Origin of the sequence: Halpernia sp. (genome assembly GCF_048269545.1) — a bacterium.
Classification (GTDB): domain Bacteria; phylum Bacteroidota; class Bacteroidia; order Flavobacteriales; family Weeksellaceae; genus Halpernia.
Genome location: NZ_JBLXIJ010000004.1, coordinates 1 through 16,161, shown reverse-complemented (window position 1 = coordinate 16,161; position 16,161 = coordinate 1). Strand labels below are relative to the sequence as shown.

Here is a 16,161-nt window from a genome sequence, read left to right as displayed (position 1 = left end):
CAGAACTAAAGTCTGATAAACAATATCTGAGAGAGCAAATAAAAGTATTAAAAGACGAAATAAATTTGCTGCGGAAATAGGTGTGAGTTTTCACTTTGTCAAAGTTTTCCGAGCCGTGGTAGTTACTTTGACAAAGTTTTTTTTCAAATATCTAAAAATAGCCGTTGAGATTCTTACAGAATGACAAAACTCTTCCAAAAAATTGAAAGAGTTTGTTTTTAAACTTTGTCAAAGTAAAGATTCTACGCTTTAGAACTTTGACAAAGTGGAAGTTTAAAATCATCTGAGAATAAACTTTTAAGTTTGGGATTACTTCGCCTTGCTCTCAACGACAAAAAATTTACCGATGCTCTCGTTTAATTTCCTTCGGTTTATTTTTCTCTTCAATTTTTTTCCGTTCTGCTTCAGCTTTTTGATAAATAGAATCATCTGAAGTGTAAATAATTTCTGGATTATTGGGTGAATCTTTAAAAATATCTTGCCATTTCAGAAGCCTGTCTTTTGTATTCCAATTAAAATCCGGGAAAAATCTTTGCTTTTTAGAAATTTTACTCATCGGATAAATGTCTGAATTTGCACCAATATTACAGGAAATAATTTGAATTTTTTGATTCGTGAAATCAGCTTCAATAGTGCCACAAGTGGAGAGTGCAACGCCAATTCTCTCAAGCTCTTTTGTCTTTTCATTTTGAGAATCTGCGTAAGTTATGGCTTGTGTATTTCCGATCACTTTTGCGAGTTTTACTTCGTTCTGTTTGTAATAAACTGTAATTAATTTTCCTTTGATTTGGTTAAATTCATCTTTTAAATTTAAAGAATCTGCTTTGCTAATAACGAAAGCGTTTCCAATGACTTTTAGAGAATCTATAAATTCTTTTTTAGTATCAAAGAAAACATCAATTTTATCGCCTGTAACTTGTTTTGCACCACTCCAAAGAATTGGTGCGCCGTTTAAATGCATAATTCCATCGGTTTCATTAAAACTGATAGAATCTGCTCTTGCTTGTGCATTCGATTTAAAAAGCCGACCTTTTTTATAAGCTCGAAGAAAACTTTTTTTAATTGAATTTGAATCTGGTTTTTGATAAGTGAGGATTTTTTCGGCAGAAAAATAAATAGAATCATTTTTTAAAATTTTTACTGCGTAAGGTTTATCCGTAACCATTGCAGAATCTTTAAACTGATAAATTTCTCCGTAACCGCCTTTTACGAAGCGATTTTCTTTGGGATCATCTAATTTTACATTTCCTTTTGAAGTTCCAAAACCTGTATTTTGGTTGAAATACATTTTATCTCCAGTTAAGATTTTACCATTGTAGAAAATTTTAGAATTTTTATTCAAATAAACTTCTTTCTGAGTCATTTGGTAAGTTCCATTTTCTGTGTAGATATAATTGGCAGAATTTTTTTTATTGATAATATAAGTTGGCCCAGAAAATTCTGCAGTATTTGTATTTTGATTCTGTTTTATTTTATTTCCTTCCACACGATATTCTGCGTTATCAATTTTTACATTGCCGACAAAATCTATAATTGAAGTGGTTAAATCATAAGTTGCAGAATTAGTGTACATCACGTTTTGTCCGTCTGTAATTGTACCCCCTGTGTTAAAATATGCAAGATTTGAAACCCGGTCATAATATAAAGTTTGTGTTCTAATGGTTTGTTTCGGATCTGTGAGAACGACGTTTTTACGAGCAATTCCACGTTGCGTATTTCCATCGTATTCCATTTCTTCGGCGGTAATTCTATTGCCATCTGAAGTTATTAAAACTACGTTTCCAATGGCTTTTACAAAATTATCTTCTTTATAAAAAATAACGCGATCTGCGGTTAAAACGGAGCCTTGATGATTAAATTGAACATTGCCTGAAAAATATGGATTTCCGTCATATTCCGCAGGATTTTTTGAGAAAAAATCTGAATGTATGAGTTTTATTTTTTCCGTTGGCTGTGCTTTCGGATCTACAGTTTTATTAAAAAAAGGATCTTTTGGTGCAGCTTGTTTGGGATTAATTAAATCTACTTGCGCAAAAATATTAATTGAAAAAAAAAGAAAAAATATTAGAAAAATTCTCATTAATTGGGTTTCTTGTAACCGTAAAAATAAAGTGAATGGGTATCAATATTAACGCCAAAAACTTCTTCGATGGAATCTTTAATACTTTGAATTCGAGGATCGCAAAATTCTACAATCTCTTCAATCTCTTTATCAGAACCTGTTTTATATATCACGAGATGATCGTGTTGTTTATCGAAATAAGATTTTTCGTAAGAAGAAGAGGTTAATGTTTTTTCGCCAAATTGGTGTTTTCGGACTAAACCTGCATCAAGAAAAATTTCAATGGTGTTGTAGATTGTAGCTTTACTAACGTGGTATTTTTTCTGCATCATTAATAAATACAAATCATCCACATTAAAATGGTGGTCCATTTCATAAATTTCATCTAAAATAGTATAACGTTCAGGCGTATTTCTAAAGCCTTTTTCCATTAAATACTGTTTTAAAACTTCTTTTATAACTTTGTGATTGTGTTCCTTTTGCGTATCGTTCATCATAATATTAATAATCAAATTTAATGAATTATTTGCAATTGAAAAGTCAAGATTTAAGAATCAAAATGTTTAAATTCTGTTTGCTGAATTTTTTTGCGATTATCATTAAAATCTAAAATTGGAGCAGATTCTACAACTACATTGTGCGATGAAACGCCATAAGATTTAAAATCTGTGCTTCCAATATATTTTACAAAGTTATAAATATTTAAAATGATTTTCTCTTTAATGGTAAGAAGATATTCATTAATATAAACATTATCAATAATGACATATTTAAGGTCTGGAGGAATATTATGATCTCTTAAAGATGGATGTGGACTGCGTGAAGGAAGCGTTTCATCTTTCATTAAATCTTCTAAAACTTGATGAAAATAGTCGTTAATTTTTCGATCTACTTTAAAACCGAGCAAGAAATTAACTTTATAAATGGTTCCTGGTAAAATTTCATCAACATTATATTTAAAAGTATATGGATCTTCTTGATTAATGATATTTAAAATAAAATAATGATCTGCTCTTTTCGGTTGAGAACGAATAATGGAATAAATGATTTTTGATTCTACTTCACTTTCTCTTTTTGCACGACTGAAAAAAGCCAAATTAGTTGCAAATTTTGGAATAGATTCATCTAATTTCATATCTTTTATGGTAGAAATATAATCTTTAAGATTGACGAATTTTATAAATCTCGTTTTAATAAGTCTTCCATTATACCAAGCAAACATACAAACTCCTATAAAACCTGCTAAAACTATGGTAATCCAACCGCCTTCGAAAAATTTGATAATATTTGCACCAAAAAATCCAAGTTCTATGGATAAATAAACAATTCCAAAAGCAAGAATTAAAAATTTATTCACTCGCTTTTTTAACAACCAATATCCTAGTAAAACAGTTGTCATTAACATTGTAATGGTAATTGATAATCCATAAGCGGCTTCCATTTTTCCCGACTGCTGAAAATGTAAAACCACAATTAAACAAAATACCAGAAGTCCCCAATTGATGTTTGGAATATACATTTGACCTTTTACACCAGAAGGATAATCTATTTCTTGATTTGGCCAAAAATTGAGCGACATGGCTTCAGAAAAAATAGTGAATGAACCTGTAATTAAAGCTTGACTTGCAATAATGGCGGCGGCTGTTGCAATTACAATTCCAGGAATTAGCATCCATTCCGGCATTACACCAAAAAAAGGATTTATTCCACCGCTGTGAACTGCATCATAATTTTTTAAAATCCATGCGCCTTGTCCCAGGTAATTTAAAATCAACATTGTTTTTACAAAAATCCAACTCACTCTTATATTTTTTGCGCCGCAATGTCCAAGATCCGAATACAAAGCTTCTGCACCTGTTGTACAAAGAAAAACGGCTCCCAAAATAATTATGGCGCTCGGTGAATGCACAATTAATCTGTAAGCATAATAAGGATTAAATGATTTTAAAATTGTAAAATTATCCACCAAATGAGATAATCCCAAACCGCCTAAAACTAGAAACCAAACGACCATAACTGGTCCAAATAATTTCCCAATAGAATTAGTTCCAAATTGTTGAACGCCAAAAATCACAAATAAAATAATGCAAGTTATAAGAACAACTGGCGTTTGTGGATTATAAATTTGCAAACCTTCAATTGCAGATATTACTGTTAATGAAGGTGTAATAACTCCATCTGCAACCAAAGCAGATGCTCCAATTATGGCAATGAGATAAAGCCAACCTTTTTTAATATTTTTTACTAAAGAAAAAAGTGCTAAAATTCCACCTTCACCTTTATTGTCTGCACGAAGTGCAATAAAAACATATTTTACGGTAGTTTGTAAAGTAAGCGTCCAAATAATACAAGACAGTGCGCCTTCAATATATTGATCAAACGGCATATTTGCAACATCAGTTCGTGCATTTACAATGGCTTTCATCACATAAAGTGGTGAAGTTCCAATATCTCCAAAAACAATTCCTAAAGAAACTAAAACTCCAATAGCAGTTAGTTTTTTAGTGTTTAAATGGCTCATTAAATCTTGCGACATATTGATAAAAATATGTGCAAATGTAAAGTAAAAAAAAATAATCAAGTCATAAAAAAACTCCCAAATGGGAGTTTTAAAATTTATGCTTTAATATATAATGCATTTTTTATTTCTTCTTTTACTTTTTCTAACTTGGGAAACCATTCATCAAATAATTCTGAAGAATAAGGAGCAGGTGCATCTGGTGTAGTAATTCTTTTAATCGGAGCATCCAGAAAATCAAAAGCCTTTTGCTGAACCATATAAGTTATTTCTGATGCAACTGATCCGAACGGCCACGCTTCTTCTAAAATTACCAATCGATTGGTTTTTTTCACAGATTCTAAAACCGTATCATAATCTAATGGACGAACTGTTCTTAAATCTATAACTTCCACAGAAATTCCTTCTTTTTCTAACTCTTGCGCAGCTTGCAAAGCCAATTTCATGATTTTACCAAAAGAAACCAAAGTTACATCTTTTCCTTCTTTTTTAATATCTGCTTTTCCAATTGGAAGATAATATTCTTCTTCGGGAATTTCCATTTTATCACCATACATTTGCTCAGATTCCATAAATATTACAGGATCATTATCTTGAATTGCTGATTTTAATAACCCTTTTGCGTCATAACAATTTGAAGGAACCACTACTTTTAAACCAGGAATATTTGCAAACCAGCTTTCCAAAGCTTGTGAATGTGTCGCTCCTAATTGTCCCGCAGAAGCAGTAGGACCACGGAAAACAATTGGGCAATTCCATTGTCCACCGCTCATTTGGCGAATTTTTGCCGCGTTATTAATTATTTGATCAATTCCAACTAAGCAGAAATTAAACGTCATATATTCTACAATTGGTCGATTGCCATTCATTGCAGAACCAACCGCAATTCCTGTAAAACCTAGTTCCGCAATGGGTGTATCAATTACACGTTTTTCACCAAATTCAGCGAGCATTCCTTTTGAAGCTTTATAAGCGCCATTATATTCTGCTACTTCTTCTCCCATTAAATAAATGGATTCATCTTTACGCATTTCTTCGCTCATCGCTTGGCAAATTACTTCGCGAAATGTATATTCTTTCATATGTAGTTATTTATTGTTTTAAAAGGTCAAATGCAATCGCATAATTTCATAAGTGTTTTTTGCAAATTTGTTAAAGGCGATTTCATAGTATTTTGAACAATTAAGGTACAAAAATAGTTATTTTTAATTAAATTATTCTGGAAATTAAAAACAAAAAAAGCAACTTAGTTCTAAGTTGCTTTTATGTTTTAAAAAATAATTTTAATCTACTTTCATCCAAGTTTGTGTTCTTCCAAGTAGAGAAAAACCAATGTAGCCACGTACATTTAACTTATCTCCGTCTCGTGAAATAGTACATTTATAGGTTTTACCATTTTTTGGATCTGTAATTGTTCCGCCATCAAAATCATTTCCGTCTTTGGATAAACCACGGATAATTTCTAATCCTAAAATAGGTTTATTTTTACGATCGTCTTTACAATTAACACAGTTATTATTTTCTGGTTTTATAAGGAGTTGGCTGACTTTTCCATAATATTTTCCGTCTGCTTTTTTGTAAATTTCTACGATTGATTTTGCTTTTCCAGTTTCATCATCTATGGTTTTCCATTTTCCTTCAATTTGAGCGTAAGACAAAACGCTGTAGAATAAAGCTAATGTTGCGAATACTATTTTTTTCATTTTTAAATTATTTAAATTTTATATTGGATAAAAGTAATTAAAAAAAGTTAAACACCAAATTTTTAATTATTCATAACATACTTTACAAATGCGATACCAAATTTCTATATTTAAAGTGAATATTTAAATTAAAAAATCTATTTATTCAATTTTTTATTAATAACACGATTCATATAATCTTGATACCACGCTTTTGCTATTAACTTTCCTTTTTCAGTTTCTGCATTTCTTTCACTGTTCATTACATTTTTATCTAATCCTAAATCTTCTTTATGATAAATCCCCGTGAAATCTTTTCCATTAAATAAATAAATATAATTTCCAATCATAAACTGCTCCAAAGTTCCATTAGAATTGACAATAATTGGTTGTTCATTTTTTTCAGAAACCAAACTTCTACCCCAACTTCTAAACGGTTTATTGTAACCCATTAAATCTACCAAAGTTGGATAAATATCAATTTGTTGAGCTGGTTGCGTGAATTCTCCTTTTAAATTATATTTAGGATTTGGCGAAAAAAACAAAATTGGAATTGCAAATCTATTCATTGCTTTTTGATATTCTGGATAATAAATTTGATTGGTGTGATCCGCCACTAAAACGAAAATAGTATTTTTATACCACGGCATTTTTTTAGCGGTTTCAAAGAATTTTTTTAGAGAATAATCTGTATAACCAATTGGTTCATCAATTTCCAAAGGTCCTTTTCTAAATTTTCCTTTATATTTTTCTGGAACTTTAAACGGATCGTGCGAAGAAACTGAAAATAAAGTCGCCATAAAAGGAGATTTTTTTTGATCTAATGTTTTGGCGAAATACTGAAAAAAAGGTTCGTCCCAAATTCCCCAAATTCCATCAAAATCTTTGTCATTATTGTATTCTGTTTTTCCGTAATAATGTTTAAATCCTAAAATATTTCCAAATCCCAAAAATCCCATTGAACCATTTGCGGCGCCATGAAAAAACGAAGTGTCATATCCCATTTCATTTGAAACCGAAACAATAGATTGTATTTTTTGATTAGAATATGGAGAACTTGTAAAAGCATCCGTCAAACTTGGAATTCCTGCTAAAACTGAACTCATCGCATGAATGGATTGTCTTCCGTTTGCAAAAGCATCTGTTGCAATTAAACTTTGCGTCGCCAAACTATCAAAAAAAGGAGTGTAAGAAACAAAATTTTTAATTTTTGTATTTTTATTAAAAGCTCCAGAATATTCTTTTGCGAAACTTTCAAGAATAAAAATCACCACATTCGGTTTTGGTTCTGCATTTTCTCGAATATAAATCTTTTCTGATTTAATATTTTCATCAATAAATTTCTGATCCACAAAATGAACTTCCTTAAAATTATTTGTATTTATGGTCCGAAAAAATGAGAAAACGCTGTTTAAAACAATGTTTGCTTGTAGTGGATTTTTCACATATCGGTTTGCATCAACTAAATTTATGGGGCGTGTTGAATGTTTAAAATCTCCACGAATTCCTCCAACGACTAAAGTTGCAACAAGGAGTAAAGTAACGATTGATGAAACAAAATAAATCCATAAAACTCGTGGTTTTTGTTCTTTAACTTTCACTTTTTTGTAAAGAAAAATCCAAAGAATTATTAAAATTACAAACCAAATTAGAACAAAAGGATGGTCAATTATGGCATTAAAAAAAACTTTTCCTAAATTGTTTTCATGTTGCGAAACATCAATTGCAGCGGAAGTTAATCGGGCTTGAGAAAATTTATAATAAATAAAATCGCCAAAGTTCAGAGAATACGCAATTCCATTTGTAATGAAATAAAGGTAAAAAAGAAAAGTTTGATACTGTTTTTTAGTATTGATAAGAATCGGAATTAAACTCAGTAAAATAAAAAGGGCATTCACATATAAAATCGCAGTGGTATCAAACGCAAAACCGTGAAATGAAATATTTAAATAATCTGAAACAGAATCTACTTTTATTAAATCTTTATTAAAAAACCAAAACAAAAATCTTGCTATTTGATAGAAGAAAAATGCTAAAAAAATTCGGTAGATTAGTGCGAAAATCTCTTGTATTCTGATGTTTTTCATTTTTAATTTTCAAAAATTCGTTACAAATTTACATTAAATTCAGATTTCGGAATTAATTAGTTTTTATGAGAAAAGACAAAACTAATTTTTAATAAAAACCTTACTTTTGTGTCTATGAATTTTATTAAAAATAATTTAGCGAACGCTTTTACTCTTGGAAATCTTTTTTCTGGGACGATTGGTGTGATTAATTTAATAGAAGGAAATTATCAAATTACCGCAATTTGTATTTTAATTTCTCTTGTTTTAGATTTTTTTGATGGTTTTATTGCGCGTGCTTTAAAATCTAATTCAAATCTTGGAGCGCAACTAGATTCTTTAGCAGATATGGTGACTTTCGGGGTTTTGCCGGGAATTGCGATGTATAAAGCTTTGGAACCATTTGGAAATGAAATTTTTAATTTTACTTTACCATTTGAAATAAAATATTTTGGACTTTTAATTACACTTTTTTCTTGTTTAAGATTAGCAATTTTTAATCTTGATGAAGATCAAAAATATTATTTTAAAGGTTTAAATACGCCTTCAAATACGATTTTGATTTTTGGTTTGTTTTATGCGTTTTTAGAAGAAGAAACTTTTGGATTTATTTTTAATAATTCTTGGGCTTTAGTTCTATTAACAATCATTTCATCTTGGCTTTTAATTTCTCCAATAAAAATGATTGCGATGAAATTTAAATCAATGAAATGGCAAGATAATATTCCGAAAATAGTTTTGCTTTTGGGAAGTATTTTAATCTTAATTATTTTTAAAATTGTGGGAATTCCACTTGTGATTTTGTATTATATTTTGGTTTCATTAATCTTTCAAAAACAATTGAAATAAATAATAACAATTTGTCATTTCGACGAAGGAAAAATCTTTTAAACTAACAGATTCTTCATTTCGCTTTGCTACATTCAGAATGACAAACATCAATTAAATAAAATGAATTTAAAACTCCACAAACCACTTTGCATATTTGATTTAGAAACAACAGGAACCAATATTTCCAAAGACAGAATCGTTGAAATTTGTATTTTAAAAGTCAATCCAGATGCTTCAAGAGAAAGCAAAACTTGGCTTGTAAATCCTGAAATGCAAATTCCTGCAGAAAGTTTCGAAATCCACGGAATTACAAATGAAAAGGTGAAAGATGCGCCCACTTTTAAAGAAATTGCGCCCAAAATTATGGAAATGATTTCTGGTACAGATTTGGGCGGATTTAATTCAAACAGATTTGATGTGCCACTTTTAGCAGAAGAATTATTGCGCTCAGGATTGGATTTTGATTTGAGCAAATTCAAATTAGTGGATGCACAAACAATTTTCCATAAAATGGAACCACGAACTTTGACGGCGGCTTATAAATTTTATTGCGGAAAACCTTTGGAAAATGCACATTCTGCAGAAGCCGATGTTTTGGCAACGTTTGAAGTTTTGGACGCTCAAATTGCACATTATGAAGATTTCCCAAATGAAATTCACCATTTGCACGAACTTTCTTTTCATAAAAAATTTGCAGATTTAGCTGGAATGCTTCATTTTGATGAAAATGAAAATGAAATTTTTGCGTTTGGAAAATATAAAGGTCAAAAGGTGAAAGAAGTTTTTCAAAAAGATTTGGGATATTACTCGTGGATTCAAAATGCTGATTTTCCACTTTATACTAAAAAAGTGTTAACTGCAATTCAGCTGAAAAGTAAGTTTTAAAATTAGATTTTAGGCGTTGGATTTTAGCTTTTAGATTTAAACTAAAAAACAGAGAAGTTGGCTTTTAATTTGTATCATTTCTGTCAGAATAAATAAAAAAAATGCCGAATTTAGTTAAGTTTAAATATTACCAAAATAGCATTGAAGCGAACCGTGACAAACAAATTTTAGCAGATAATGATATTATAAGTTATATCGCAAATGAACAAACAATTCAATCGGATTGGCTTCTATCAAATGCTTTAGGTGGGATTCAACTTCAGGTTTTTGATAATGATAAAGAAAAAGCAAAAAAAGTTTTAAAAGATTTTTTAGAAAATGAACATGTGGAAATTGAAGTAGAATATACTATTTCTAATCCTGATTTTGATTTGGTTTGTCCGAAATGTGGATCCAATCATTTGTATCGGAATAATAATCCGGACAAAATCTTCGGTTTTGCAATGCCTTTTTTGAACTTTGGTTCACAAGAAAATATTTACAATTGTTATTATTGTGGAAATGAATTTGGGAAATAACTGAAAAATTAAACTTTGTCAAAGTACAATCATAATTCGATAAAACTTTGACAAAGTAAAAAAAATAGAATATGAAAATAATTTGTATCGGTAGAAATTATGTAGAACACGCAAAAGAACTGGGAAATGAAGTGCCGAAAGAGCCTGTCATTTTTATGAAACCCGATACTGCAATTTTAAAAGGTAAAGATTTTTATATCCCAGAATTTTCACAAGACATCCATTATGAATTGGAGGTTGTGCTTAAAATTTCAAAAGGTGGTAAATATATTTCTGAAGAAAATGCGCCACAATATTTTAATGAAATTGGTTTGGGAATAGATTTCACAGCGCGAGATTTACAAAGTAAATTAAAAGAAAAAGGTTTACCTTGGGAATTAGCAAAAGCCTTTGATGGTTCTGCAGTAGTTTCAAATTTTTATGAAAAAGATAAATTTGATTTAAATAATTTAAATTTTAGTTTAATTAAAAATAAGGAAGAAGTGCAAAATGGAAATACTTCTTTAATGATTTTTAGTCCAGAAAAAATAATTGCATTTGTCTCAAAATATTTTACTTTAAAAACGGGTGATTTAATTTTTACCGGAACTCCAAAAGGCGTAGGAAAAGTTGTGGAAAATGATATTTTGGAAGCTTTTTTAGAAGATGAAAAAGCATTTGATATAAGAATTCAATAATTTTTTTAGTTGAAATTTAATATGTAACTTTAATAAACAAAAGAAAATCTTATGATAAATATTGTATTACCGGTAGATTTCAGTGAAGCTACAGAAAAGTTGATAAACGGCGCGATAAAATTCGCAAAAGAAATTAATGGCAAAATATGTTTAATTCATGTTGCACCAACGGATATTGGTTTTGCAATTGGCGATATGGGATTTCAATACTTCCCCGAAGTTGAGCAAAATGAAGTAAAACAAGAACTTGTAGAACTAAATAATTTAGAACAAAGAATTATTGCAGAAAATGTAGATTGTGAACATCTTATGAAACAAGGAATTGCAGGTGACGTAATTTTAGAATATGCGAACGAAAAAAATGCAGGTTATATTGTAATGGGTTCTCATGGAAGAAGTAATATGTATGATGTTTTTGTGGGAAGTCTCACAAAAGAATTAACAAGACGCTCACAAATTCCAGTTTTAGTAATTCCTATTCATAGTTAAAATAACCACGGAAAATAAAAAACCCGTCCTGTTTTAACAAGACGGGCTTTTTTAGTAAATCAATTATTTAGTTTTCTTTATTATAGATTTTAGGATCATAATAAGGGTGTTTTCCATAAGTATCATTATGGTGTTCTTTGTCTTTATTATTGCCCAACTGAACTATTAAAATGTAGCACCAATAGCAGAAAAAACCTAGAGCTACAAAGAATAAAATCCAATTTAACACGTTTCCGGCAAAATCAAAAAAGCCAAAACTCCATTTAAATACACTACTTAAGAATAACCAGAAAGATGTCATTTTTTTTCTATTTTAAATTAACTTTGCACAAATTTATAAAAAATGTTTAGATTACTTTCTAAAGAAAGCAATATATTTTCAATTCCGGTTTATATGGCATTTTTGCTTTTAATACTTTCGGTATTTAATGCATTAAGCATCAATAATTTAAACATCACATCTGCTATTATAACTTTTATTGGATTTGCTTTGGGTTATTTCATTTTTAACCAAATTAAACTAAATTATCAATCGCATTTGCCACTTTTTCTTTATACATTTTTTATTTTCGCATTTTATCCGGGAGATTTAGACATTGGAATTGCAGTTTCACTTTTCACCAATTCATTTTTACTTTTATTTTTGTCTAGTACAGATGAAGAAATCCGAAAAGATTCTTATGTTTTAGTAGGAGTTTTAATAATTATTAATTTTATTTTTTTACCACCAACTTGGCCGATGATTTTCTTTGTGATTATTCATATTTTAGGAAGTTCTAAAAGAATATTATTAGATTTATTTAAATTATTATTTGGTGGACTTTTAATTGGCTTAAGTTATTTCAGTTTGATGTATCTCTTAGGATATTCTAGTTGGAATGATAATTATTTTCCATTTGGTAATTTTAAATTAACCGATAATTTTTATCCTCTTTATTTATTAATTCCAATTGCAATACTTCTTTTTTTAGCAGTTTTAGATCATTTTAATAACTTCAATAAACAAAGTCCTTCAAGTAGATTTAAATATGGTTTCATTCTACTTTTCACCATTGCACAACTCATTACAATTTTTATGTACATGGGTGAAAATAATGAATATTTACTTTTTTTAGCATTTCCATTGAGTATAATTTTAGCAAGATATTTAAAATTTTTACCCAAATATTGGATGCGTGAAATGGGAATTTGGTTAATAATATTAAGCGTAATTTTATTTAAAATTGGAACTTATTTTATCCTTTTTTAAAGAAAAATTATAAAAAAATTAAAAAAATAAATGATTCAGATAGACGATAAATTAATTTCAGAAGATCTTTTTACCGAAGAATTTGTGTGCAACTTAAGCAAATGTAAAGGTGCTTGTTGTGTAGAAGGAGATGTAGGCGCACCTTTAGAAAAACACGAAACAGAAATTTTAGAAAATATTTACGAAAAAGTAAAACCTTATTTGCGACCAGAAGGCGTGAAAGCTTTGGAAAAACAAGGTGCATGGACTTTAGACCCAAATGATGGCGATTTTGTAACACCGATGATTGAAGGAAAAGAATGCGCTTATGTAATTTTTGATAAAAATGGCGTCACAAAATGCGGAATAGAAAAAGCCTATGAAGACGGCGCAATTGATTGGCAAAAACCAATTTCTTGTCATCTTTATCCAATTCGAGCAAATCAATATTCTACATTTGTTGCGCTCAATTACCACGAATGGGAAATTTGTAGCGATGCGTGTACTTTGGGAAAAGAACTCCACGTTCCTGTTTATAAATTTCTGAAAACTCCACTCATTAGAAAGTATGGAGAAGAATTTTATGAAACTCTTTGCGATGCAGCGGAAGAATGGAAAAAGGAATTCGGAAAGTAAACTCTCGCAGATTTTATTTTTTTTTAAACTTATCTCTATGCGAATCTATAAAATTTGTGTGCAATAAATGGCTCACAGATTTCACAGATTCTTGCAGATACTTTTTAAATCTCTTTCAGATTAGACAGATTAAGTAAATTTAATTTCAAAAAAAAAATTGTGAGATTTGCTAAATCTGCAAAAACCATTTTCATATTCGATTTTTTTTTCAACGAAAAACCACCGAAATTTCGGTGGTTTTTGCTATTTTATTTTAGAGAGACTTATTTTTTTAATTCTTCTAAAAATTCATCATGAGAGATTTTGCTTTCTTTCTTTGATGCTTTTTCTAAAATTACATCTTTTAATTTTGCCATTGCCACTTCACCAGAAATTTGGCGAACTTGTTCTTCATTTTTAAGCATTTCTACAGCGTATTTTTGTACTTCAGAATCTGGAATTTGGTGAATTCCATACATTGCTAATTGGTTTCTTACCAATTGTTCTGCTTGCAAAAGAACATCATTGTAATCTAATTTTATTTCGTTATCATTCATCAATTTTCCTTCGATGATTTGATATTTTAATTGATTTCTTTCTTGCTCCAAAGCTTGTTTCGCTTCAGCTTCATTTTGAATTTGTTCATTTGAAAACAATAACCATTTTACTAAAAATTCTTCCGGAAGTTTTACTTCTTCTTTTTCAGTAATTTTTTCCAAAATTTTATTTACAAAATGAACATCTGCATTTTGCTGAAAATATTCATCTAACTCAGTTTTCACTTTAGCTTTTAGTTCTTCTTCAGATTTAATGTTTCCTTCGCCGTAAACTTTATCAAATAAGTCCTGATCAAGTTCTGCTAATTTTAAATTATGAAAATCTTTTACAGTTACTTCTACTTCATTGTGATGTAAATGTTCTGTTTCTTCTTTACTAAAACCTAACTCTTTTGCTAAATTTTCTTTTGAAAGCAAATCTTCTTTAGACACCTTTATAGATTCGTTTACTTTTAAAGATTTTACTAATCCAAAAGCTTCTTTTTGATCTTTATTGATTGCAATACTTTTTGGAGCGTGATTGTGTTCTCCTTCTGCACTCTCTTCTATTATTTGTTTTATTTCAAGCGTGATGTAAGAATCTTTACCTAATTTTTCTTGATCTTCTTTTTCAGCAAATCTTTTCTGCATATTTTCTATGCTTTGACCAATTTCTTTTTCACCTGCTTCTACATTATAATAAGGCGCTTCATATTTTGTTAAATCTATTTTAAAATTTGGTTCATAACCAACTTCAAAAGCAACAGTTAATTGCTCTGCATTGTGGTCTAATTCATCAACTGGTTGTGGAATTGGTTGACCTATTAATTTTAAATTATTTTCGTTTACATAATTGTTTAAACCTTCAGAAACTTGTTTGTTAATTTCTTCAAACGCAATGCCTGCTTCATATTGTTTTTTCACCATACTTAATGGCACTTTTCCTTTTCTAAAACCAGGAACTTGTGCATTTTTAGCATAGTTCATTAATTGTTTATCAACTTTTTCTTTATAGTCAGATTTATCTAAGGTCACAGTAAGTAAAGCACTTACGTCATCATGATTGGTCGCTGTAACATTCATTTAATTCAATTTTTTAGGTTGCAAAAGTAAGGAATTTTAATTAAAATTTTGCAATAAACTTCCCTAATTATTAAATGAAACCACTTTTTATGACTTGTAACTCAAATTATTTTAAAATAAAATATTAATTACTCCTTTGCTTAGAGTTAAATCACAACAGAATTTATAAATTATTTTCTTTTGAATAATTAACTATCTGAATGCATTCAACATATTTAATTATTTTCTTTATTTGAAAATAATTTTTAGAAATAAGTAGTTAATATGTTGTTTAATTTTTACAAAAATTTTTGTCTCTCACAAAGTTCTCTCGCTATTATTTAAATAATATACTTTTTCTGTAATTTTTTATAAATCAAAAGAGCGAATTCTATAATAATATCTTAAAGCAATAATGAATGATTATAAAAATAATATTAGACAAATTGTAAAAAGCTAGACATTTCTAAATGAAGAAAAATATATTAAGAAAAGTTTTCTTTTTTAAAATTTTCTTTTTATATGAAATTGTAAATTAAAAAAAGAAAAAACTTGGAATTTTTCAGTGCTTTACAAAGTTCTAAATAAATTGAGAAATTTTTAAATTGCGATCCAAACCCTTTAAAATAAGTTTTTTTATTTTCTAATCTGTGGATATTGAAAGTATTTATTTGAGAATTTTGGTTTAAAATACATATTCTGAGAAAAGATAATAGTTCTATTGAACATGTTTTATCTCTCATTTTTTGCTTCCTCTCCAAGATATTCACTCAAAAAAATCTTACATTAAAATAAATATTTGGAATTTTAAATTGCTAAAACCTTGTCGTAAATAACTAATAAAAATAATTAATATTTATATTAAATCAAAATTAAGCTTTAATTAATGAATTGTGAACCAATTCTAAACTAGTCAAAAAAAAAGCCTCAAACTAGTAAAAGTATGAGGCTAAAAAAACTGGCGGCGACCTACTCTCCCGCTTGTTGCAGTA

The 16,161-nt window shown here is 29.1% G+C and carries 15 protein-coding genes; 7 read left to right on the top strand and 8 right to left on the bottom strand.

Features of this window, described 5'->3' with window-relative positions; genetic code table 11:
* Positions 1–340: 340 nt before the first annotated feature.
* The 6 genes from ACN0WB_RS06735 to ACN0WB_RS06710 all read right to left on the bottom strand — a co-directional run bounded on the left by ACN0WB_RS06735 (position 341) and on the right by ACN0WB_RS06710 (position 8,349).
* Positions 341–2,080 carry an OstA-like protein gene (locus tag ACN0WB_RS06735; protein ID WP_417430135.1) on the bottom strand — a complete coding sequence of 580 codons (1,740 nt, stop codon included), beginning with the start codon at positions 2,078–2,080 and terminating at the stop codon, positions 341–343.
* Entirely contained in the window at positions 2,080–2,559 is a 480-nt protein-coding gene (locus tag ACN0WB_RS06730; protein WP_417430133.1) for a Fur family transcriptional regulator, read from the bottom strand. Before ACN0WB_RS06730 ends, ACN0WB_RS06735 begins: the two co-directional genes overlap by 1 nt.
* Positions 2,560–2,609: 50 nt before the next feature.
* Entirely contained in the window at positions 2,610–4,598 is a 1,989-nt protein-coding gene (locus tag ACN0WB_RS06725; RefSeq protein WP_417430131.1) for a KUP/HAK/KT family potassium transporter, read from the bottom strand.
* Positions 4,599–4,678: 80 nt separating this feature from the next.
* A complete protein-coding gene (locus tag ACN0WB_RS06720) occupies positions 4,679–5,662 on the bottom strand; it encodes a pyruvate dehydrogenase complex E1 component subunit beta (RefSeq protein WP_417430129.1) in 984 nt (327 codons plus the stop codon).
* 201 nt (positions 5,663–5,863) lie between these two features.
* Complete coding sequence (locus ACN0WB_RS06715; RefSeq protein WP_417430127.1) at positions 5,864–6,283, bottom strand: DUF2147 domain-containing protein; 420 nt, start codon at positions 6,281–6,283, stop codon at positions 5,864–5,866.
* A gap of 137 nt (positions 6,284–6,420) precedes the next feature.
* Positions 6,421–8,349, bottom strand: a complete 1,929-nt coding sequence (locus ACN0WB_RS06710) for an LTA synthase family protein (protein WP_417430125.1) — start codon at positions 8,347–8,349, stop codon at positions 6,421–6,423.
* Positions 8,350–8,463: 114 nt separating this feature from the next.
* Here ACN0WB_RS06710 and ACN0WB_RS06705 point away from each other — a divergent pair, with 114 nt between their 5' ends.
* From ACN0WB_RS06705 to ACN0WB_RS06685, 5 genes are all read left to right on the top strand, one after another.
* Positions 8,464–9,177, top strand: a complete 714-nt coding sequence (locus tag ACN0WB_RS06705) for a CDP-alcohol phosphatidyltransferase family protein (protein WP_417430124.1) — start codon at positions 8,464–8,466, stop codon at positions 9,175–9,177.
* Positions 9,178–9,279: 102 nt separating this feature from the next.
* Entirely contained in the window at positions 9,280–10,044 is a 765-nt protein-coding gene (locus ACN0WB_RS06700; RefSeq protein WP_417430122.1) for an exonuclease domain-containing protein, read from the top strand.
* 101 nt (positions 10,045–10,145) lie between these two features.
* Complete coding sequence (locus ACN0WB_RS06695) at positions 10,146–10,562, top strand: hypothetical protein (RefSeq protein ID WP_417430120.1); 417 nt, start codon at positions 10,146–10,148, stop codon at positions 10,560–10,562.
* 71 nt (positions 10,563–10,633) lie between these two features.
* On the top strand, positions 10,634–11,239 hold the full coding sequence (locus ACN0WB_RS06690; protein WP_417430118.1) for a fumarylacetoacetate hydrolase family protein: 606 nt from the start codon (positions 10,634–10,636) through the stop codon (positions 11,237–11,239).
* 51 nt (positions 11,240–11,290) lie between these two features.
* Positions 11,291–11,728, top strand: a complete 438-nt coding sequence (locus ACN0WB_RS06685) for a universal stress protein (protein WP_417430116.1) — start codon at positions 11,291–11,293, stop codon at positions 11,726–11,728.
* A gap of 67 nt (positions 11,729–11,795) precedes the next feature.
* Here the strand turns inward: ACN0WB_RS06685 and ACN0WB_RS06680 are convergent, their stop codons facing one another.
* On the bottom strand, positions 11,796–12,029 hold the full coding sequence (locus ACN0WB_RS06680) for a hypothetical protein (RefSeq protein ID WP_417430114.1): 234 nt from the start codon (positions 12,027–12,029) through the stop codon (positions 11,796–11,798).
* Positions 12,030–12,071: 42 nt separating this feature from the next.
* On the opposite strand from ACN0WB_RS06680, the gene ACN0WB_RS06675 reads away from it, so the two are divergent.
* The gene (locus ACN0WB_RS06675) at positions 12,072–12,977 is read left to right on the top strand and encodes a DUF6427 family protein (protein WP_417430112.1); all 906 of its coding nucleotides are present in this window, start codon (positions 12,072–12,074) and stop codon (positions 12,975–12,977) included.
* A gap of 30 nt (positions 12,978–13,007) precedes the next feature.
* Entirely contained in the window at positions 13,008–13,592 is a 585-nt protein-coding gene (locus ACN0WB_RS06670) for a DUF3109 family protein (RefSeq protein WP_417430111.1), read from the top strand.
* 263 nt (positions 13,593–13,855) lie between these two features.
* Here ACN0WB_RS06670 and ACN0WB_RS06665 read toward each other — a convergent pair whose 3' ends face one another.
* Positions 13,856–15,190 (bottom strand): trigger factor, encoded by a 1,335-nt coding sequence (locus tag ACN0WB_RS06665; RefSeq protein WP_417430109.1) that lies wholly within the window; start codon positions 15,188–15,190, stop codon positions 13,856–13,858.
* Positions 15,191–16,161: the final 971 nt, after the last annotated feature.